The organism is Pseudomonas sp. NPDC087817, assembly GCF_044742875.1.
In the GTDB taxonomy this organism is placed as follows: domain Bacteria; phylum Pseudomonadota; class Gammaproteobacteria; order Pseudomonadales; family Pseudomonadaceae; genus Aquipseudomonas.
This window is the reverse complement of sequence record NZ_JBIUVJ010000046.1, coordinates 13938-34073: the sequence shown is the minus strand read 5'-3', so window position 1 is coordinate 34073 and position 20136 is coordinate 13938. Positions and strand designations below refer to the sequence as shown.

Below are 20136 nucleotides of genomic sequence, written 5' to 3'. Positions count from 1 at the left end.
GCAGCAGTCGCTAAACCAGCCAATCAGGTGTATCCAAGGCATCAGGTTTTGGGGCCGCTTCGCAGCCCATCGGGGATAAATCCCCTCACCACAACAACCCTTCTACTCAAGCCCCGATATCAAGCCTTAGGCTTGGCCTTCCTCGGCTTCAAGTACTTCATCAACCCCTGAAACCACATCACCAGCGCCGGGTTGCCCTTGATCTGGATCGACTTGTCCTGAATCCCCTGCATAAACGCCAGTTGCTTGTTCTTCGCCTGCATCGTGGCAAAGCCATAAGCGGCATCTTTAAAGGCAATCGCAAACGCCGGCTCCGCCACCACGCCAGACTTGCTGGTGATGCGCTGATTCTTCACCAGGAAATGCCGCGCCACTTTCCCATCCAGTGTCTGTAGCTGGAACACCAGTTCCTTGTCACCCAACTGCTGCTGGAACGCAGGATTTGTCCGGCTGGCCTTACCCATCAACAGACCCAGCATCCACAGAAGAAAACGAAATTTCATGCGCACAGCCTCAAAAGGAAAATGAACGGCCGGGGCAGTGTAAGGGATTCGGAAAGATTCGCCACTATCCCTGATGGTTAGAAGACGATGTCGCGCTTTTCTCGCATGATGACTGCCAAGTCACGCCATCTCGCCTGGCAACTACATACGCTGGCTTTGTGTGCTATACCCACAATCGTGCCGTTTGGGTCATCCCCCCCAGTTTTCCAACCAATCGAAAAAGGAAGATTCGATGAACTTGGACATTCCGCTTGATCAAGGAACGTGGCTCGACACCAATGTCATAGATCTTCAAAGCCTGGGTGGCGTCTGTCATGCCATGTCGACTGAGTGGGTTCTTTCCACACTGCAAAATCAACCTTGGGATATCGAGACTGCGTATTTTCGTGGAGTGTCTCACCAAAGGGCCTATGCCCTCAGATGGGAATATGCACTCAGAGGCAATTGGGGTGGTGCCCAATATGCCCAGTATCTGCAGATTGCCGAATCCCCCACCCAAAGATTTATCGAAGACCCGGCGCGACGCCAAGGACGGCCGTTTCAAGTCCATCACGTTCATAGCCTCATTCAAATGGCCCCTCACCTTGCATTAGCTGCAGGCACCGGCGCGGTCATCGTTATGTTTGGCTCCGATGCCAACCAACCCGCCGCCGCACAGAACTGGGGGCACACTGTCGCCATGGTGCGCACTGGAGCTGGGATCTATCAATTTCTTGATGTTAACGAGGGTCGGTATAGCTGGCAGGCTGGTGCCACCAACGCCGTGGTCGCACAAGAAGTAAGGCAGAAGCTACGCGATTGCTACTGGGGTTGGGGCATCCGGGATATCTATATATTTAAGGTCGGCTAATAACCTCGGTCCTACACCTGAAGAAACACATCCCTGTAGGAGCAGCCGAAGGCTGCGATCTTTTGATCTTCCGCCCTGCAAATCTATGGGAAATTTCCTGCAAAGCGCCGGGCTGTCCATGAACTAGGCGAGCTGGGGCGATGTGGATAGGCTCTGTGTGTCGCCTCAAAATCGGCGATACGGACGTGCAAGTCCGGCGGGAGTACACATTGGTTATGGCAATTCGCCGAGCGTTTTCCTATGCTCGCGGATCGTTATGGCTGCTGTGTATGGGAGACCTTCGGGTCTGCCGGGTTACTCCACCGGTCTTGCACACCTATGCACAGCTGCCACCACTTTCGAAGTGCGAGCGAAACGGTGTCGGCTTCTTTAACTGGAGTAAGACCGAATGATCAAACCAACACCCAATCCCCCAGAAAACCCAGACGTTTCGCCCTACGAAACTCTGGAATCAAAGAAATTCCACGAAGCCGCCGAGCGCGCCCTCGATCACCATTTCAAACCCGCCGTCGAACCCCGCCCCAAACGCGAGACCGGCCTCTTCAACCTCTCCCCCGGCACCGACGCCGAAGCCCTCATGGCCAACGCCTCCGAAGACCTCCTGTCCATCAGCGTCATCGCCTGCGATCTGGCAGACGACCTCCACGGCTCCCGCCGCTCGGTCGCGCTGGCCCTGAGCAGAATTGCGGATGGGGTGCGATTGATGGTCGAAGGGATGCTTGATCACATTGAAGTGCGGAGTGTGAAGGCCAAGCAGTAACGGAATTTGCGGATGAAAAAAGGGGACGTCAGGTCCCCTTTCTGCAACTGTCTGCAAAAAATCCATATACAAAAAAGCTGCCAATCAGGGCAGCTTTTTTGAGAATCCGAAACCTTCAACCGGCCAGTCGACCGACAGGCTCGAAATCACTGCCGTTGGACAGAGCAACATCCAGAAAGCGGCTGCGCTTACCAGAGCGCTTGGCCAAAACTTCACGAGCTTCAGCCTGGAACCGGGCAGCCATCATAGGCTTTGGTTCATGTTTGGACTTTTTCATGGAAACCTCTCGGACTCTTGGACGACCACTGCCAATTTTCAAGGTCGAGAGAGTAGCGGCGTTTGAAAGCTTTTGAACATCAACAGAAATACCCTGACACTCATTATCGGACCGGATCAAACTTGACGTTAACTCCTCTTTCCTCCTCAACAACGACTAGCGAAAGTCCTCTGCACTTTTTGGACGTGCCTCCAACCCGAAAATCGCTGCGCGGTGGATGTACGCATCACCACCAGCATTACAAGACTGTCGGAACACAACCTTGTCGTCCTTGAGCACTGAGAGATAACTCACAAACGCCTGGTTAACGAGGTAGGTATAAGCACCGCTTTTGAACTTGATGATGTTCAGGTTCACGCTGCCTTCCGACGCATCCACGACGAAGAACTTGCCCTTGGGCGGCGAGGCAGTCTTCGGATAGACCATTTCTATTTTTCCCGGCACGCCAAAACGGTACTGAACAGAACCGGCCGTGGGCTTGCTGTTTCCTTGCGCACAAATGGAAACCGTCTTGCCGCCCTGCAACGGGCAACTGAAATAAATGTCTTCGTCGTCCGAACACAACGTACCCTCCTGCTCACCCTTCAATGGCGCTGTCTCTTGCGAAACGCGTTCTGGTGTTTGAGCGACATCGGCACAATTGGACAAACACACCAACTTGGAAAGATCCGGAACATCGCTTTCAGTAAACAGGTACGTCGCTGAACCGTCACGGTTGCGGGCGTGATAAACGGGAACACTGACGACCAGTCCCTTGGCAGACACCGGCACTTCAGCATCCCGGCCCGAGACGACCCAGCCTTCGGCCTCCCCGCACAACTCCTCCAAAGCGACTTCATTGAACGAATCTTTCGTTGGCACGATGAACGGCTTGGCATCACCTCGGCAATCGTAGCCATGCCAGTAAGGCCCGGTGTTCATATCAATGTCTATCGAGAAAACATAAGCGCCGTCGAGCATCACTTTGCCGCTGTCGTAGGTGAACACCAGCCAGCGGCGCGACTTCGCCTGTGAGGAGTTTTCTTCCTCCAGGATGTAACGCTCGCCATCTCGATACAGCCAGAAAACACTCATCGCTCCCGCCGATACCGGCCTTTCGGAGAGACGTTGCCCAGACTTGGCGTCCACCAAGAAATCGTCTTTCAGCGCCAGCGCACAGTCGCTGTCGGCATCCATGCATGACTTGGGCGACGGAAACATCGGCCCCGCTGCCACAGAGAAAGAACACAGCAATAACGCGACCAACCCTAATCTTTTCAACTTGCCTTCCTGCTCATGATTTACGGGTCTGATCGAACAGAAGGCCTTTCGCCTTTAAACCCTGTGTCCTGCGTTTTAAAGCGAGTAATCCATCACTTCTTTCAACTGCCAACACTGCCCACGCTCAAACCGATACTCGAAGACATAGTCGGTATCCGGCTTCTGCAGAATCGCCGTGGCCTGGTTGTCCTGCTGCTCTTTGACGGTCAGCGTCAGCCCTTGGGCGTCGCGCTTGATGCGATCGGGCATGATTGGGAACTTCAGCTGATCACCGCTGAGGCTGCTCTTTTGCAGCTCCGGCTCGGGATCGCCCGCTACCGTCGTGACCATCTGCAGCGGTTGCTGGACAAAGGCTTTTTGCACATCCGCGTGTTCGGAAAAGGCTGCGAGGAAGGTTGAGAAGTCGGGCGAAGGACACGCCATGGCAGTTGCGTTAGCACTGACAGTGACCGGCTTCGGTTGAGGCTGTTCAACAGCCTGCCCATCAAGTACAGACAAGCGCTTTTTCACACTTGCCGCGTCTTTGTAAGCGCACACCACTTTCTGACTTTCCTCCAGATCCAGCCCGTCGCGACAGTTCTGAAACTCAGGTTCCGGTGGATCCCCACGGAAATAATTCAAAGACAACTGATTGCCGTCCTTGATGAGTGGCAGTTCCAGAACCGAGTAGGACGCGCCCTCGAAACTTCGATTCGACACCTGCGTTTCCGTCAGCACGTACATGGACTTCCCTGCCCGCCCCGGGGATTTGCGCTCATGAAAAAACACCGACGCAATCTGATCGCCCTCCACCTTCCACACATAATTCAGCGTCGGTTTGGTCGCGTTCATAGCTGAGTAGAAGATTTCGGCGGCAGGAACATGAACCTCCGTCGCCTGCTGCTTCAGGTTGTTCTTCAGAAAGAACACCGTGATCTTTTGATCGCCCCACGACGCCACCACCGGCGGATGTAACTCACCGATGGTCTGCGGATCGCTCGCCAGTGCCAGTTGAGTCGACACACCAGCCGTAAGCCCAAGTGCACAAACAAAACCTGGAAGCCTGCCCAATTTTGTTTTCCTTCCGTGGTTAATCTTCATGTCGACTCAGGTGCGCCACATTTCAGCTCTTTGATTTGCTCGTTCTTGATCGGAATCACACAGGCGCGACGCTTCTCTCCGGGTGCGCGAAGCTCCGTAGTGCTTAACGTCAGGTGCAGACCGTCATCTGCAAATACAGGCTTCTCAAATCCAGCATCGGCGTAACCGGACTGGAATGACTTTCCGTCAAAACTGCAGAGCCGCGCAGATGACAATACTCGCCAACCACCGTCAGGCGCGAGAATCTGTACCGTCAGGCATGGGTTGTCGAACGAATAGAGATAGCGTGCCACTACGTCTTGGTAACGCTTCGCGCCGGATCTGGAGACCTTGTTCATATCAACCACATCACCCGGACCGTCCGCCACGATCCCGTCCAGATACACCGCACGTTCCAGGCTCATTCTGGCGATGCAGCTATTGATTAATGTGGAATGCATTACCGCATCAGGGTCTATATCCGTGGCTTCCAGCGGGCACGTGGTATCGCGCAACTTGATCCATGCTCGCTGTGACTCTCTGGCGATGGCCATGAATGCCTTGCCCTGTTCGGGATCGCGTTTTTGCTGAGACTCAAACCTTGCCATCAGCTTTTTGTAGCTGGCGTTGAGCTTTGCATCGGCTTTCTCGCGGTCGGCTTTCACGCATAGGTCAACTTGCCAGCTCACGCTAATGACTTTGCAATCGTCCTCAGCGTGCGCAATTGACGCGCACAGCATTCCGATGGGCAACGCGATAAAGCGGACAATCCTGTTCAATTTTTCAATCCCTGATGTGCTGTTCGCTCAACGACGCGTTGCGGAATTTTTTGTGTCTTGCCAGCGGCTGCCATCGATTCGCCGTACTCGCGGTAATAGCGCTGCGCTTCGTCTTTTCGATCAAGTCGCCACAGTGAATCGGCCATGTTCAGCATCAACACTGTGCGTTTGCCGACCGCCTCAACACCGCGATAAAACTTCAGCGCCAGTTCATCTTTACCGCCCTCGGCGAGGTAAAAACCCAGGTCGTTGTAGGTTTGAACGTTTTGCTCCGGGGGATGGCATGCCATGTAGGATTCGGGACTTAAAAAGTCCAGGCTGCCTTCGATGGAGTCAGCCCGGGACTGTGCAGCTTTGATCGTCGAGATATATTTCAACCAGTCCTTGGGGGACTGCGTTTCCAGAGTGGGCGTGAGGACTTCGCCATCCTCCGAAAACCACTGATTACCGACCCATTTGCCGAGACAAAAACGAGGAGAACGCTCAGCCAGCACGCAGCCGGTCTCCATCGAAATCACATCGCAATGCTGTTGCGACTCCAGTTTTTCTTCACCGTTTTCGAGCGACAACATGCCGAACATCACCGGGTCGAGCAACAAGGTTTTCTTGTCAGGGCTGAGCCAATCGGTGTGTGCATCGGCGCCAACGTCGGCGCTGAAGAGCGGGAAAGTTTTGCCGTTGGCGGTGAACCATGCGGTCGCCGACTCAACGCCGGGCATCGTCCACTTTGTAGCTCGAAACGTAACCGTGTGCCCGCCGATACCGACAATTGGCGGATCTTCGTCTTCGGCAAAAGCGCAGGCGGCGGTTGCAAACAGACTGCCAAGCAACACCCACTTAAGGCTGACCATATTCAATCCTTTTCACCGCCGGGCTTGGCGATTGCAGCTGTCTTTTGCTAACCCCATACGCCTCAATCAGCTCCTCCCATGACCCCTTCGAGCCAAACGAACGCCGGGTGTTATCGAAGCTGTATTGCTCCAGTCGCCCGGCTGTCGAGTAATAGCCGTGCCACTCCGGGCAGGCACCGCAACCGCCGTAGCCTCCGATTGAAACAAGGCTGCCCTTGCTGCCTGTCACGCAATCCATTGCCACCACCACGTTGTTCAACATCTTCGTCTTCGCACCGTCGGAAGTGAGTTGCGAAACCTTGCCGACATCACGCCGCAGCACCTTGCCGCCGATGTTGATCGCTTGGTCTGAGCAGACCGGGATGAGGTGGGTTTCTGCATCATCCACCGTCACCGATCGGCAGGACGACACCAACACCACTTCAACCCCGCCGCACTGCATCACGTCGCGCTGCGTATAGGCATCCGCCGGCGCTGCAAACGCGGGCGCAGAAAGCAGCAACCCCAGGCTGCCCGCGAGATAAAACTGATTCATCGAGAATTCCCTGTCGCCGTTAACCGGCCTGTTTTTCCGTCAGGCATTTTGCGTAGCCATCGGCGAACCTGGCGTCGAAGGACAACGCCACCGGCTCGTCGAGTTCCGCCGAGGTGTTGAGCAACACGCGCGTCGCCGGGGTGTATTTGACCCAGCCAATGGTCCCGGTGCCGTTGGTGTCGAAGAACAATTGGGCGCGCACCATTTCTCCGTCGTCCTCATCAATCAGCAGATTGATCTTGTCCTTGCCGACATACTGAAACGGGAAATCGCTGCTCCTGACCAGTTCAGTGAGATAGCCGTAGCAACTGCCTTCACTGGCACTCGCCGGCAGGGCGAAAGGCAAAAGCAGTAGCGCGCTCAGCACGCTCCGAATGAAAAAACGGTTCATTCCATCATCCTTATTCAAGCGGCGGCGATTCCACGTCGGTCATCGTCAGCAGGCGGAATTCGTTGTTCACAAATTCGTAGTAACGGTAGCGGTTAACGCTCTCCAGCGAGTTGCCCTGAGCGTCTACTTCACCATCGAGGGCAACCCCGGTGATGAAGATCAAGCGGCTGTCGGGATGGTAGAGCATGGCGAACGTGCTGCCGTCGTAGGCATTCGGCAGTCCGCCGACGACTTCTCCGGTGCGCGCATCAAGCACTTCGGCGCAGATGGCACCGCCGCCACAACCAAACTGGTGCACGATGTAATGGCCGGCGAAGTTGACCTTGCCTTTCAGCGCCTGGGCGCGTGCCTGCTCCATCACCGAGCTGCTGTTTTCCTGCGGCACCAGCGCAGGGTGAGTGCCGGTGAAGACCGGGGTGACGGTGTAATCCTTGAAATCCGGGTCGGCGGCGAAGGCCATGGATGAGATCGCCAGTAGCAAGCTGCCGAGTAGAACCAGAAATCCTTTCACGCTGTAACTCCATCTGTGCGACGTATCGTCGGGATGTTCATTCGAAGGCAATGCTGCGCACCGCTGTCTTGATCTGTTCGAAGCCTGCGGCGTTAATTGACAACGGCGTGGCCGAGCCTGATTCGGCAGCGCCGATCAGCACCTGCTCACCTTGTATCAGGCAGAAGGCGATACGGCTGAATTGGGGCTGATGCGGTGGGTGGTAGCCGATGATGAACCCCGACGACTTCGCCCCCTCCAGTGACTCAAACGCATAGGTTTGCGGATCACCCGCCAGCGCTGTTGGCCGCCAGCCGTTTTCGGTCAAGGTCGCCGGGCACTTGCGGTCATTGGCCTCGCGCAGCAGTTGCAGTTCGATCGTGTCATCCGCTGGCGGCTGCGTCGTCAGGGAGGAAAAGCTGCCGAGGTTTTCACACATCATCCCGAACCATGGCTGAGTCCGATTGGCCGACGTTTCAAAATTCCATTCATAACCGCTGGATGTCGGCACTTGCCACAAGTGCGGTGCGCTGGAGGGATCGGGCCGTTGTTGGGAGGCGATGAATATCAGATCGGGGGCGTTGAATTGCAGCCATTGGTCTTGCAAGAGCGGCATGGAAAACCGGCACGCCCCCATATCGACGCCAACGTCCGCCGGCCCCTGAGCGACCCGCGACTGGCCTGTCGTATTGCCGACCATCACGGTCTCAGCGGCATGGCCCATTTGAGCAAGCATGAACAAACACGCCAGTAATCCATGGAAATATCGAGGCTTCACTGCGCATCCTTCGCATTGATCAATTGCAGCTCACCATCCCGATACAACACCTCACAGCCCACCCACGCCGGATCAACCTGCGGCATCACCGCCGACGGCTTGCGCAATTCCCGCAACAACGTCGAACCGTGGGACAAGCGCCCGCCCATCCGCGCAATCACCGCCCGCGCCGTTTGATAATGCGCATGACGCCCCGGATCGAGGGTGTCTTCGAGCAAAATGTCCTCGCCCAGAATGCCCTGCACCTGCCCCGGATAAATCATGAACCCGGTGGCCTGCTCGGCGCCTTCACAGCCGTCCTGCCAGAAGCTGCCGTCACGACTGCGGATGTCCGGATGCGGTGCGAACCAATGCTCGCGATCCGCCAGCGGCATTGCGTGATGCAGGCGGAAGAAGATGCGCATCAGGTTGTCGCGGTACCACTCGCGCACTTGCAGGTAATAACCGCGCAGGCCCGGCAGGCCGGTGGAATGCGCGAGGCGGATCAGCCCTGACCATTGCGGAAATGGCTGGAGCGGCAGTTCGCTCGACGCCGGCCGAGGGGTGCCGGGATCGGTCTCCCAAGGCAATCGATGCGGGCTGTTTTCAAGGTTGTCGTAAGCGGTCGGCGGGCGCCCGAGCCAATCGCCGCCACTGCTGGCCAGCGCCGTGGCGATGCACAGATTGCCTTGCACGACGAACACGTAAAACCGGGTGAACCAGTCAGCCAGTTGCTGGCCATCGGCCCCTTCGGCGACGAGTTCGGCCAGCTCTTGATCAAAGCGCTGCAAGCCGCGCTCAAGGCTCGGCAGATGCCCGCGAGCGATGCGCTGCATGCGCAGGAACAGCGGCAACGAGCGCAGTATTTTCAGCGGCTGCCACGGCAAATGCGGGGTCGCGCCGCCGACTTCACCGGCGTAGTTGCTGGCGCTGATGCCCCAGTCGGCGAGTCGGGCGAGAAACAGATCATTGTTGATGTAGGACGCGCCGCCGAACACTGCGGTGAACGGCTCGTTGTCCTGCAACACCCGCGCATCCCAACGCGCCATGATCGCCGGGATACTCGCCGCGGCCCGGCGCTGGGCGTATTCGACAAAAACGCTCGGTTGCGGTGGCAGGATCTCGGCGATGTTGGCGGCAGTCAGGTGCCGACGCCAGCCGTAGTCGCTGATCGGCCGGTATTGCAGCAGCCACAGTTGCGCACCGTCCCAGGCCCATTCGACGTCGCCGGGAACGTAGTGAAAAACGCGCAACACGTCTTGCAGAAACTGCCAGAGCAGCGCTTCGGTCAAACCGTGCGTGGCGGTAAATGCACCGCTGCGCCACGCCTCGCCGACCCGCGACAAGACGGCCCGCGAAGGGCTGACATGACCATCGGCCAACGACTCCAGATGGCCTTCAACCCACTCAAGTTCCACCGACAGATGCCGGACAAACGCGATCCCGGAGACCACCGGCGTGATAAAGCGCTGCACCACCACTTCCTCGACGCCTGCGGCGGTCAGTTCGGCGATGCGCGTCGGCACGTTGGCGCGCGGCACGCGCAGATAAGTGGTGCTCAGGCCGGCATTCGCCGAGTCGGCCTGATCTTCGCCATAACTGGAGGAGCGCACCGCCCAGGTCACGTCGGGTTGCGCGGCGAGAAACGCAGACAGACGCGGATCATCGCAATCGTTGAGGGTCAGCGCCGCCGGCACCGGTTGCCGGGCCAGTTCAGCGAGGCGCAACCGACCGCCCTTGGTGTGCGCAACAAATCCGCGCTCGCCGGACTCCAGCCACGCGGCAAATTCGGCCGGCGAATCGATCCACGGGTAATGACCCCAGCCGGGTTTGAGGCTGATGGTCAGACCGGCGCGAGCCAGAATCGCTGACCACGCCGCCGCTTGCTCGAAGCCGAGCACGTTGTCCTGATCGCCCCAAACCAGTTCGACCGGATCGGTGATCCACTCCAGCAACGGCAGCGCGGTGTCAGCGCGGACTAGGTCCCAATGCGGCACAAATGCCCGGCAACGCGCATAACCGGCGCCCATGCGCTGGTACTGCGCGGACGTCCAGGTCTGATTGGAAAACTTGCGTGCGAACAGCGTCGGTTTGTTCGACAGCAGCCAGTGAATGGTCTTGCGAATCGGCAGCGGCGACATCAGCGCCGGCAACCGCCGCTGCCACAAAAACGCCCCTACCGGCGCCAACAGAACACTGCGCGAAAAATGCCCCGGCCGACGTTGCAGCGCATGCAGCACCAGCAACGCATTAACCCCGACCGCCATGATCGCGCTGCCCTTTTGCGTCATCGTCAGCAAGGTTTGCGCGTAATCCGCGAGATCCTCGCAGGGTGGCTGCGGGTTGGCACCGAAACCGGGCAATTCCAGCGGCACCACTTCGTAACGCTGAAAGTGCGGCAGCGCGTCGTCCCACCAATCGGCGGCGCTGCCGTTGCCAGCCAGCAGGTACATCAAGGGCTTGCACATGGACGATCCTCAGGCCAGATCGCGCAAAGCGGCGTCGAGGGTCGGATAACGAAAGGTGTATCCGGCCTCGCTCAAACGCTGCGGCACCACACGCTGCCCGTCGAAGAACAGCTGCGCCATTTCCCCGGCCAACGCCCGCACTGGCGCAGCAGGAATGTGGAACCACACCGGACGCTTGAGAACCTTGCCGACGTTCTCGGCGAACGCTGCCTGACTGACCGTTTCCGGGGCGACCATGTTGTAGGTGCCGCGCAGGTTCTCATCGTGGAAGGATCGAGCGATCACCTGAATCACATCGTCGCGGTGCACCCAGCTCATGATCTGCTGACCATCGCCCATGCGCCCGCCGAAGCCCAGGCGAAACGGAATCAGCAACGGCAACAACGCACCGCCCGGACCGAACACCACGCCGAGGCGCAGCACCACCTGACGCACGCCAAATTCGGTGGCCGGTTGCGCCGCGGCTTCCCAACGCGCACAGAGTTCGGCCATGAAACCGTCGCCCTTGCTCGCCTGTTCGTCGAGGCTTTCGCTGGCATCGCGCACGCCGTAGAAACCGATGGCCGAGGCCTGCACCCACAGCGCCGGTTTGTGCCTGGCGTTTTTCAACCAGGTCATGAGCGCTTCGGTGGTGTTGACCCGACTGGCGATCAGTTGCGCCTGGCGCTTGGGGCTCCAGCGCGGCCCGGCGACCGGAGCGCCGGCCAGGTTGATCACCACGTCGAAGGTTTCGTCGTAGCCCAGTTTGCTCAGCGAACGCACGCAGCGGGCGCGACCGTCGAACAGGTACGCGGCTTTCAACGGATCCCGCGCCAGCACGCTGACGGTGTGGCCGGCATCGAGCAATTGATTGACCAGCGTTTCACCGATAAACCCGGTGCCGCCAGTGACCAGCACACGCTTGAAAGCGCCACCGGCAAACGGGTTGGACGGCTTGCCTTCGCGCTGCATGCGCAACGCCGCCAGACCATCGCGAATCCCCGACGCCGTCACGCCCACGGCAAACAGCGTCAGCACCCAGCCCTTCCAGCCGAAATCCACAGCGCTCAGGCCGGTCGGCAAACTCGCCCACTGCGCCAATTGCACACCGTACAACGCAAAAAACGCCCCGCCGTTCACCGCCAGCACGGTGTGCATGATGCGCTCGATGGCCGGCAGTTTGCGGCTGCGATCCTCGACCACGAAATCCCACAGCGTCAGGCCGATTTCCAGGGCGAACAACAACGCAATCACCAGCGCCCAGGCGCCACCGAACTGCAAGTGCGCGATGCCGAGAAACAGAACGCCGTAGAAACACGAACGCAGCGCGTGGATCGACAACTCCAGCCGTGCACTATGCCGATACGGCAGCGCCACGGTCAGTTCGTGGTGATACAAGGTGTCGAGCGCACCGAGGCAAGCCTGCGCGATCAGCAACGTGAACGCCCAATCCAGCAGCGAAAAATCAGGCATGGGACGACTCACTCATTGCGGTATCGGAAAGGGAATTTCGGCGGTCATGGCGGTACAGCCAGAGCAGCGGTGGCAACAGGACGAGCAGCGCAAAAGCGTCGAGCCACAGGTGCGACCAGACCTGTTTTTGTGCCGAGAGCAACATGTCCTGCGGCGCCCACAGCAGGATGCCGGCAAGCAACCAGATCCAGGCCATCGGCGCTTTCAGACGATGGCCGATGTGCACCAGCGCGAGCATGTACAGCGAATAACTTTGCAGCGTCGCGCCGAACAGCGCGAGCCACCAGACCTGCTGTTCGCGGGCTGCGGCAGGCACCGCGTCGACGCCCCAGAAAATCTGTTCGAGGGTGTGCAGATAACCGTCGAGTAAACCGGAATGGCCGGCCCAGCTCAAGGTCAGACCGGCGAGCAGATGCACCAGCGCGGCGGCGTACAGCCACAGCACCAACGCACGGCGAAGGGAGAAAGAGGGGGCTGGCATTCCGTGTCCTGAGCGCATTCCTTTGGGGGTGGGGAGTTTAAAGGAAAACGCGGGCTATCAGTCGCTCGAAGACAAACGATTGATCGCGTTCAGTAACCGCTATCGCACGGCGTGAGCGTCGATCACGCCGAGTAAATTCTTCAACCTGGCAATATCTTCTTCGTAAAAGCCATTACATTGCGTGACGACTACATATTGAGAGCCGTTTGCTTTTTCGTGGGTACTGCATACAAGTCCAAAACCTTCCCCGCCACCCTGTCGTTCATACACGACATCTCGGGCATCAGTCAGTACCCAGCCTGGCATTGCCAGTTTTTTAGTGGCTGATTCGGGCAACTGATCGAAGTACATGATTCCCTCAGCATCCGGCAACTTGACGAGCAAGTTGTAGGGCGACGACAAAGCACTCATTCCCACCGTTTTCTTGACCTCGTTGAGGTCATCACCCCGCACGATAAATGTAGGGAGGCGATCTATATCACTCTCATAAGTTGGATGATTGCGTGGCGCCAGCTTCAGGACTTCCACGGCGCCCTCGTTGAGACAACTGACCACCTCGAGCGTTGACTGGACGTCGTGAAACTCGCAGGTGGATTGTTGAGCAAACACTGTCGGTGATAGAAATTCCGTGCAGCACGCGAACACCCAGGTGAAAGAAGATTGGGACACACTCAATCGAATGGCCCTTTTATACATTTCCATATCACCACCCAACCAAGCAAAAACATTAATCAGCACAACATCAATGTGCCGGAAGGATGCCGTCCAAATATAAGGCTCGCTCCAGACTCATCTTCGCGGTGCACCTATTCAGGTCTGCAGAATAGGATGGCTTGTCCCATTCATTCTCAAACCCCTCAAGCCTGCAGTTCGAATCCCTCAGCTTTATCCACGTCCGTTGGGAGTTTTTCAGTCGATCCAGAAACGCCTTATGCTCTTCATGCCGAGACTGGTATTGAAAAATATACCGAGACCCTGCTCTATCAATCAGCGCTTGGTAACGGTCATTAAGCACGCGATCCGCAGCCTTCATCGCTTCTTCTACGCACTCGGCACGTTGCCCGGCCACGGCCTCGCAATCCGCATCTTGGGCAAAGCTGACTGACGAGACTGACATCGCCACAAATGCAAAGAACATCAAACGGGCGACATTCACTGAGTTCCACCTGCGCCAATACATTCAATTGAGCTGTCCATGACGACGCCTCGGGCCAATAAACGCTCGACCGCAGCAGGGCTCCATTTAAGCTCGGTCTTGCTGGCCTCGCGGTAACAGGCGATTGCGCGGGGTAGATCAGCAGCGACGACGGTGCCGGTTTCGTAGACTTCACCCAATCGCAGGAGTGCGTGGGTAGAGCCTCGTAGCGCGGCGCTTTCCAATGTCGCCATCGACTTTTGCGGATCGATGCAGGCCTTGTCATCGCCGTACTCACCCTCATCGCAGTAAAACAAGGAGAGAGCCACGCCATCGTCGGGATTGCTCTGAAATGCCTGATTCATAAGCTCCAGAATCTGCTCATTCGGCAATCGTGGTGCTTGCCCGGAAAGACTAATTCCCGCAGCCGCTATCGCCGCTTGGGCCGAACCTTTGCGGGCACCGTTCACATAGCTGTCCAGCGCTGCCGCGTACAAAGAGACTCCGGATTCGCCAGATGCCTTGTTGACCAGCCGATCGAACATCACGCCTTTTTTCAGTTCGCGTTCACCGGGTGCGGGTTGGTCAGTCCGAGCCACGTCATCCATCACCGCTTCGAGCGTCCAGTCTTCAACACTGTTCAGCACCCAGCAGTCGCTGTGCTTGAAGACGAAAATCTTCAAGAAGGCCCCTTGCTGATCACGCACCACCACCCTGTTCAGAAACGGAATCTCGATAGCCAGATTAGACGCTGCAGCATTCTCCGCACTCAGCATGCTGAATTCATCGGCGGGCAAATGCTTGACGCTGCGCACGACGACCATGGGTATGTTGTTCTCAGCCACGACGTGAGTTGTCTTCACCGACGATGCGGTAAATGCTTTCTGTACCGTCGAGTCCGATGAAAAGACTTTGACGAAGTCAGCGAAGTTTTTGGCCGGGCATTGCTGTTCAGTAGAGGCAAAGGCGCTTGTGCACAGACCGGTGCTCAACAATGCGAAGGAAAGCCACTGGGTTAGCCTGCGTGTTGTCATACCGCAACTCGGTACCGCAAAAAAACGTTTCAACCGTGTTCTTCCTTGAGTCATTCAGGTCTTGCGTTGAGTGAATCGGGTGACGCATTGCTTCGGCCTGTTCATTTCCCAGTAAGTGCTGAGCAACACCTTGCGTTTTTTGTCGACGCGCAGATTGACGAAACCATCGCCGCAATCCGGCTGCAACTCTTTGAAGGTGCCGGTTTTGGGTTGGTAAACGAAAACTATGAAGTAGTCGTAAGTGCCCATGCCGTCATCCAGCTGCCAGATCGCGAAATCTTTGGCACCGTCGAAATTGAAGTCCTCGATCTGTACCTTGAGTTCGTTTATGGCTTCAAAATCTATGGTCCGGGGCACGCTACGCGTTTCGCCTTTAACCGAAACATTCAGTGCGGCGCCCTCAATAACCAGCGTCGCCTCGACGCCTGTGACCGGACTGAACTTAGTGGTTTCGGCCAGTGCCGGGATCGCCCAAAGCAGGCCAAGCAGTGATAGCGCTAGAGTTTTGAATTGCATGTGCTTGCCTACTCCCACTTGCATCCGGACTCTAGGGAGGAGTCGATGTTGGGGTTATTCAAGAAGTGGTAAACCTTGCCGTTGGACTTTTTCGTGTACTTCATCGAGACGATCTGTGTCCCTTGAGTCACGAACTCATAGGCTCCCGCGACCTTGCCGTTGATGATTTCAGACCACGTTGTGGCGCTCTGCCATGGAGCGTCGGGACCGAGCATCTCCCCCTCAGAATCCGTCAACACAATGGAGATGGGCTCGCTGGACTTGGCGTACTTGACGAAGCCACCAGACCATTTGCTGGACGCGTCATAAAAGGTACGGAACTCAAACTTTACCGGACTGGATTCGGAGAGTTCGAAGCAAAATGATTCGCTGGTGACTGCGCTGTGGGCCACTAGCGGGAAGAGGCTAGATAGTAGTAACAATGCTTTTTTCACATTCATTTCCTTATGAGAGATCGGGGCGTACTAGCCTATTCCGATCCCGCGACACACTCACCATCCCGAGGATCAGGAGCCAGCGCCCGATTTCCAAACTGGTACCAACCCGCGAGCGATTGACTCTCGCAATAAGCATTTTTTTCGGCATCGTAATAAAACGCGACCTTGTGGTTGACCATCGCACCCAGGTTGGGGACGAACACCTCGACGGCAAACACGACATCGGGCAATACAGTTTTTCTGTCCAACACCAGCGTAGGTGGCCCCTGAAACTTACAGGGCACGCCGTCAAAAGGTAGATCCAACTGGCCTCCTTGATACCTGTAAATCGCGCAAATGCTATTCGGATCTTCAATCACCACGGCAGCAATCGTTCCACCACTCCAGTTCACGACGCCATCTGCAATGGAGTGGAAACTATCGGCAGGCATTTCACTTTCCTTCACGATGGCGGCGATCATGATGTTAGGCATTGTAGAGCCTGTACTTAAACCGACTGGCGCTGCAGTTGCGGACAATGTCCATGTCAACGCCATAAACAACAGGTAAACGACCTTCATTGCCTCTCCTGCCCTGCAATCTTTCTCGCATACTCAACAAGATCTTTTGGATAAACCATCTGCTTTATCTGGCTATCGTCGATCCCATACAAAAATGCAATGGCACCCGCCTCAAAGGCCCAATACCCGAAGTAACTACCGTCATCACCATTAATACTCAAGTGAGTATCATGCCAACTGGCTTGCAGGTCCCCGAATGAAACGTACCATTGAGCGCAATATTCACTCAAAAGCGCAGACGCCTCTGCCCGATCTGGCGCATATATCGCCCTGATCAATTGCGAGTACACCGGATGAAACCATTCATCAATATCTGCCCTTCCCGGCAGATTTTTCCGCAGTAAATCTTCGTAGAGCGTATCTTCGCCTTTGAAGCCAGCCCTATCAGTCAAGAGCACAAACCTGGCCAAAAGATCATTCCGATGCATGAGTATGCACAGGCTCGCAACCTGTACAAACTCCTCAAATTCGCCGGGATAATCCTCGATATTTAACGGCGATATATCGTGTACGCCTTCATAATCAGCCAAGGCTTGTTGGTACAACTCAAAATTTCCCACGAGCCTTTCAAGTGGCTCATGCAGACTTGCAATAGGCTCACCTGCCGTATACCTGATGATCAAGGCATGGAGTGAATCCTGTTTAACTTCAAACGCTTTTAAAGAAACAGCCTGACCCGGAAAGTCCTCATCCAGATTGTGAGAACGCCAGTATGATTCCGAAGAGTCATAAAACTCGACAAGGCGCTTGTAATACGCCTCAGTCATAAAGGGCTGACGGCTATCCATAATTCGTCAATTCTCCAACCATCATAGTGATCATTAAAAGGATGTCCTTATCCATGAACTTTCCATAAACATGAACGCTTTAGCTCATTGCTTGTTCTTGTCCGGAGCCATAGCCAATTGACGCGCTCGCTCTATCGTCGCGCGGATCAAGCAGGAATTTGACCATTCACCGAAAACCGATTTATACGATTTCGCCTCAGGCAGACACTCCGCATCGCGAAACTTCATCCAGGCTCTTTGGGTTTCTCTCAGCCCTTTCTGTGCATTTTCGTCCAACCGTTCCATGCGCTCCCGGTAAACCAGGTTGAGCAACGCATCCGTATCCGTCACGACCAGATCAAGCGCCCCACTCGACACAGTTGGCCACTCAACGTCCGCCAATGCCTGCTTGGTTTCGTTGTTCCAGTTGTAGAAACCGTTCTCTTCAATTTTCAGCCAGGCTGAGCGCCCATAATGGTTGGTCGGATCGCTCGCACTGACTTCCGATTGGTAAACAATCTCCAGATAGATCGGATCAGTTGAACGCTGAGGATCATTCAGGAGCGTTTGCCGAACGATGGCCCGTTGTTTTTTGCTCTCGGTTATTTCAATCGAAAAGCATGGGTCCGGGCCGGGACGGTCGGTCGATTTCACCCGCGCCAGACACTCCTTACGAAGCGCCATAGAGGGCGAATCCGGCCCCGCTGCAATGTCTATCACTCTGACGAGCAGTCGTACTTCCGGATCTTTGGAAAAGTCCGCCTGAAGCACGGTTGCAATAAACGTACCTTCCGCGTGGGCGAGGGACGATAGCAAGGACAGTAAAAAAACGACGCCGAATCTGAAAATCTTCATTCCCTGGTTTCCTTGGAAAAACAATAAAAGACTGCAATTCATCCGATCTGAATTTGACCCATTCAACCTTCAGAATCAGACGATGATATCCAGCTGTAAGACCCATCCACTTTCTGGAGCAAGCGCTTAAACAGAACCTACGATCTTTCGATCTTCGGCTAAACGGATGTCATGTTCGTCGGACATTTCCCGCAAGACGCCGAGCCATCCATGAACTATCCACCCCTTGCATTCACCGCTAACCTTGATTTGTCACCGCAAAAAACGGTGACACGGACGTGCAAGTCCGGTACATATCGCCGCACAAACGCCTGGTCAGAGGTTCGAGCTTTCAAGTGCTCGTTATGACGCTTTATGGCGGCTGTGCGCGGGAGGTCCTTTTGGGGTCTGCCGGGTCCGATATGCCCGGTCTTGCACACCTGCGTACAGCTGCCACCTTCATTCGAATGCAAGCGAACGGGTGTCAGTCCCTTTAAATACTCATATCGGGATGTATCCATGTTCAAAATAACGCCCAACCCGCCAGACAACACTGGCACCCCCGCCGAGCAATCCATCGATACAGAAATGCTCGACAAAGAAGCCGCCGACCGCGCCTTCGCTCATTACTTCCCACCGACCAACGACAAACCGTCCAAACGCCGCAAAGGCAGGCTCTTCACCATTTCCACCGGCATTGACCCGGAAGCCCTCCTGGCCAACGCCTCCGAAGACATGCTGTCCATCAGCGCCATCGCCGCTAAATTAGCCGACGATGTCGAAGGCTCGAACCGCTCGGTGGCATTGGCCCTTAGCCGAATCGCCGATGGTGCGCAGCTTATGGTAGAGCGTGCGCTGGATCACCTGGAAGAATTGCTTGCGGTGAGGCAGGAAGCGAAAAAATAAGAGATGCCCGTGGGACGGACTAAAAATAAATCCGTCCCCTTTTACATAAACATTAATATGCTTTGTTATTCGCCCGACCAGTACCAGAGTGTATCCCCCCACTGCGACTCACCTATTTTCGGCATAATTTCGCCCTGCTTGAAATACTGTCTAGAGTTTAATTTTGCAGGAGTAAACCAATATCCAGTTTTTTTGCAGGCCTCCCCTGCCTCTATTCGAGAAACACTGGAGGAATTGATTGGCACATAATTTCTGGCATATTCAACCAAATCCTTCGGATAGACCATGTGTTCGATGGCGCGATCATTAATACCGTACAAAAAAGCAACCGCAGCGGCCTCAAAAGCCCAATATCCTACGTAACTACCTCTATCACCCATCAAGTGGGTATCGTGCCACGGGGCTTGCTCAAAAGAGGTATACCAGTTATCACAATATTCTTTTAAAAGTTCTGAAGCCTCCTCCCCATCTTCTTCATAGATCACATGTACGAGGGGCGTGTAAGCTTCGTGATACCACTCGTCCACGTCATGACGACCAGGGAGGACCTTGCTCAACAAGTCCTCATAAAAAGTATCATCCCCAGCGCAACCGGCTTTATCAAACAGCTCAACAAAAACTCGTAGAAGGTCGACTCTATGCAGCAAGACACATAAACTTATTACCTGTACACACTCCTCATATTCGCAAAGCAATCTTAAATTTAGCGGCGCTATTATAGAAACACCCTCACTAATGGCCAGTGTCTCTTGAACCTCTTGATACTGGCTAACCAGTAACTCCAAGAGTACCACTAGACTCTCAATCTCATCACCAGACGTGTAGCGTATCAATATTTCATCAAGAGTCTGTTCTTGAAAATATCTGGCTCTGAGCGACTTTTCCTGTTCGGATGAGTCTGCTTCAAACAAATTTGTTTTTGCGAATTCCAAATCAGCTTTCTTAACTTTTAAGAAGGTATCAAACCGTTCCTGGCTTAAAAACTGTTGTCGTCTGTTCATAATCTATACCTCTTTCGCCAAGGCCTTCAAATA

25 protein-coding genes are annotated in these 20136 nt (G+C 55.6%); 3 read left to right on the top strand and 22 right to left on the bottom strand.

Going from position 1 to position 20136, the window contains the following annotated elements; all coding sequences use genetic code 11:
* Positions 1-119: 119 nt before the first annotated feature.
* Positions 120-503 (bottom strand): SCP2 sterol-binding domain-containing protein, encoded by a 384-nt coding sequence (locus tag ACIONG_RS22650; protein ID WP_213026973.1) that lies wholly within the window; start codon positions 501-503, stop codon positions 120-122.
* Positions 504-735: 232 nt separating this feature from the next.
* Between ACIONG_RS22650 and ACIONG_RS22645 the strand changes: the two genes are divergently transcribed.
* Together ACIONG_RS22645 and ACIONG_RS22640 are read left to right on the top strand one after the other, a co-directional pair.
* Positions 736-1353: a hypothetical protein gene (locus ACIONG_RS22645; protein WP_401302817.1), complete on the top strand. Its 618-nt coding sequence runs from the start codon at positions 736-738 to the stop codon at positions 1351-1353.
* 388 nt (positions 1354-1741) lie between these two features.
* Entirely contained in the window at positions 1742-2113 is a 372-nt protein-coding gene (locus tag ACIONG_RS22640) for a DUF6124 family protein (protein ID WP_401302815.1), read from the top strand.
* A gap of 115 nt (positions 2114-2228) precedes the next feature.
* On the opposite strand, the gene ACIONG_RS22635 is transcribed toward ACIONG_RS22640, so the two are convergent.
* The 20 genes from ACIONG_RS22635 to ACIONG_RS22540 form a co-directional block, all read right to left on the bottom strand.
* A complete protein-coding gene (locus tag ACIONG_RS22635) occupies positions 2229-2390 on the bottom strand; it encodes a hypothetical protein (protein ID WP_194935780.1) in 162 nt (53 codons plus the stop codon).
* Positions 2391-2546: 156 nt separating this feature from the next.
* On the bottom strand, positions 2547-3566 hold the full coding sequence (locus ACIONG_RS22630; RefSeq protein ID WP_401302813.1) for a hypothetical protein: 1020 nt from the start codon (positions 3564-3566) through the stop codon (positions 2547-2549).
* A gap of 159 nt (positions 3567-3725) precedes the next feature.
* A complete protein-coding gene (locus ACIONG_RS22625) occupies positions 3726-4730 on the bottom strand; it encodes a hypothetical protein (RefSeq protein ID WP_401302811.1) in 1005 nt (334 codons plus the stop codon).
* The gene (locus ACIONG_RS22620; protein ID WP_401302832.1) at positions 4727-5449 is read right to left on the bottom strand and encodes a lysozyme inhibitor LprI family protein; all 723 of its coding nucleotides are present in this window, start codon (positions 5447-5449) and stop codon (positions 4727-4729) included. Before ACIONG_RS22620 ends, ACIONG_RS22625 begins: the two co-directional genes overlap by 4 nt.
* 35 nt (positions 5450-5484) lie before the next feature.
* Entirely contained in the window at positions 5485-6339 is an 855-nt protein-coding gene (locus ACIONG_RS22615; protein ID WP_401302809.1) for a type IV pilus biogenesis/stability protein PilW, read from the bottom strand.
* Complete coding sequence (locus ACIONG_RS22610) at positions 6326-6874, bottom strand: hypothetical protein (protein WP_401302807.1); 549 nt, start codon at positions 6872-6874, stop codon at positions 6326-6328. Before ACIONG_RS22610 ends, ACIONG_RS22615 begins: the two co-directional genes overlap by 14 nt.
* A 19-nt stretch (positions 6875-6893) precedes the next feature.
* Positions 6894-7265 (bottom strand): hypothetical protein, encoded by a 372-nt coding sequence (locus ACIONG_RS22605; protein ID WP_401302805.1) that lies wholly within the window; start codon positions 7263-7265, stop codon positions 6894-6896.
* Positions 7266-7275: 10 nt separating this feature from the next.
* Positions 7276-7725 (bottom strand): hypothetical protein, encoded by a 450-nt coding sequence (locus tag ACIONG_RS22600; protein ID WP_401302830.1) that lies wholly within the window; start codon positions 7723-7725, stop codon positions 7276-7278.
* A gap of 88 nt (positions 7726-7813) precedes the next feature.
* On the bottom strand, positions 7814-8491 hold the full coding sequence (locus ACIONG_RS22595; protein WP_401302803.1) for a hypothetical protein: 678 nt from the start codon (positions 8489-8491) through the stop codon (positions 7814-7816).
* Between the two features lie 38 nt (positions 8492-8529).
* The gene (locus tag ACIONG_RS22590; RefSeq protein WP_401302801.1) at positions 8530-10980 is read right to left on the bottom strand and encodes an alpha/beta hydrolase; all 2451 of its coding nucleotides are present in this window, start codon (positions 10978-10980) and stop codon (positions 8530-8532) included.
* A gap of 9 nt (positions 10981-10989) precedes the next feature.
* The gene (locus ACIONG_RS22585; protein ID WP_401302800.1) at positions 10990-12432 is read right to left on the bottom strand and encodes a TIGR01777 family oxidoreductase; all 1443 of its coding nucleotides are present in this window, start codon (positions 12430-12432) and stop codon (positions 10990-10992) included.
* A complete protein-coding gene (locus tag ACIONG_RS22580; protein ID WP_401302798.1) occupies positions 12425-12913 on the bottom strand; it encodes a cell division protein in 489 nt (162 codons plus the stop codon). The genes ACIONG_RS22585 and ACIONG_RS22580 overlap by 8 nt, the downstream gene beginning before the upstream one ends.
* 99 nt (positions 12914-13012) lie before the next feature.
* Complete coding sequence (locus tag ACIONG_RS22575; protein WP_401302796.1) at positions 13013-13441, bottom strand: hypothetical protein; 429 nt, start codon at positions 13439-13441, stop codon at positions 13013-13015.
* A gap of 214 nt (positions 13442-13655) precedes the next feature.
* Positions 13656-14069, bottom strand: coding sequence for a lysozyme inhibitor LprI family protein (locus ACIONG_RS22570; RefSeq protein ID WP_401302794.1), 414 nt, complete (start codon positions 14067-14069; stop codon positions 13656-13658).
* Positions 14066-15115 carry a sel1 repeat family protein gene (locus ACIONG_RS22565; protein WP_401302792.1) on the bottom strand — a complete coding sequence of 350 codons (1050 nt, stop codon included), beginning with the start codon at positions 15113-15115 and terminating at the stop codon, positions 14066-14068. Before ACIONG_RS22565 ends, ACIONG_RS22570 begins: the two co-directional genes overlap by 4 nt.
* A gap of 21 nt (positions 15116-15136) precedes the next feature.
* Positions 15137-15598 (bottom strand): XAC2610-related protein, encoded by a 462-nt coding sequence (locus ACIONG_RS22560; protein WP_401302790.1) that lies wholly within the window; start codon positions 15596-15598, stop codon positions 15137-15139.
* 8 nt (positions 15599-15606) lie between these two features.
* On the bottom strand, positions 15607-16038 hold the full coding sequence (locus ACIONG_RS22555; protein ID WP_401302788.1) for a hypothetical protein: 432 nt from the start codon (positions 16036-16038) through the stop codon (positions 15607-15609).
* Between the two features lie 29 nt (positions 16039-16067).
* Complete coding sequence (locus tag ACIONG_RS22550; RefSeq protein WP_401302786.1) at positions 16068-16595, bottom strand: hypothetical protein; 528 nt, start codon at positions 16593-16595, stop codon at positions 16068-16070.
* On the bottom strand, positions 16592-17383 hold the full coding sequence (locus tag ACIONG_RS22545; RefSeq protein WP_401302784.1) for a PoNe immunity protein domain-containing protein: 792 nt from the start codon (positions 17381-17383) through the stop codon (positions 16592-16594). Before ACIONG_RS22545 ends, ACIONG_RS22550 begins: the two co-directional genes overlap by 4 nt.
* A gap of 84 nt (positions 17384-17467) precedes the next feature.
* A complete protein-coding gene (locus tag ACIONG_RS22540) occupies positions 17468-18217 on the bottom strand; it encodes a lysozyme inhibitor LprI family protein (RefSeq protein WP_401302782.1) in 750 nt (249 codons plus the stop codon).
* A 498-nt stretch (positions 18218-18715) separates the two neighbouring features.
* Here ACIONG_RS22540 and ACIONG_RS22535 point away from each other — a divergent pair, with 498 nt between their 5' ends.
* Positions 18716-19102 (top strand): DUF6124 family protein, encoded by a 387-nt coding sequence (locus ACIONG_RS22535; RefSeq protein WP_401302780.1) that lies wholly within the window; start codon positions 18716-18718, stop codon positions 19100-19102.
* A 65-nt stretch (positions 19103-19167) separates the two neighbouring features.
* On the opposite strand, the gene ACIONG_RS22530 is transcribed toward ACIONG_RS22535, so the two are convergent.
* The gene (locus ACIONG_RS22530) at positions 19168-20103 is read right to left on the bottom strand and encodes a PoNe immunity protein domain-containing protein (RefSeq protein WP_401302778.1); all 936 of its coding nucleotides are present in this window, start codon (positions 20101-20103) and stop codon (positions 19168-19170) included.
* Positions 20104-20136: the final 33 nt, after the last annotated feature.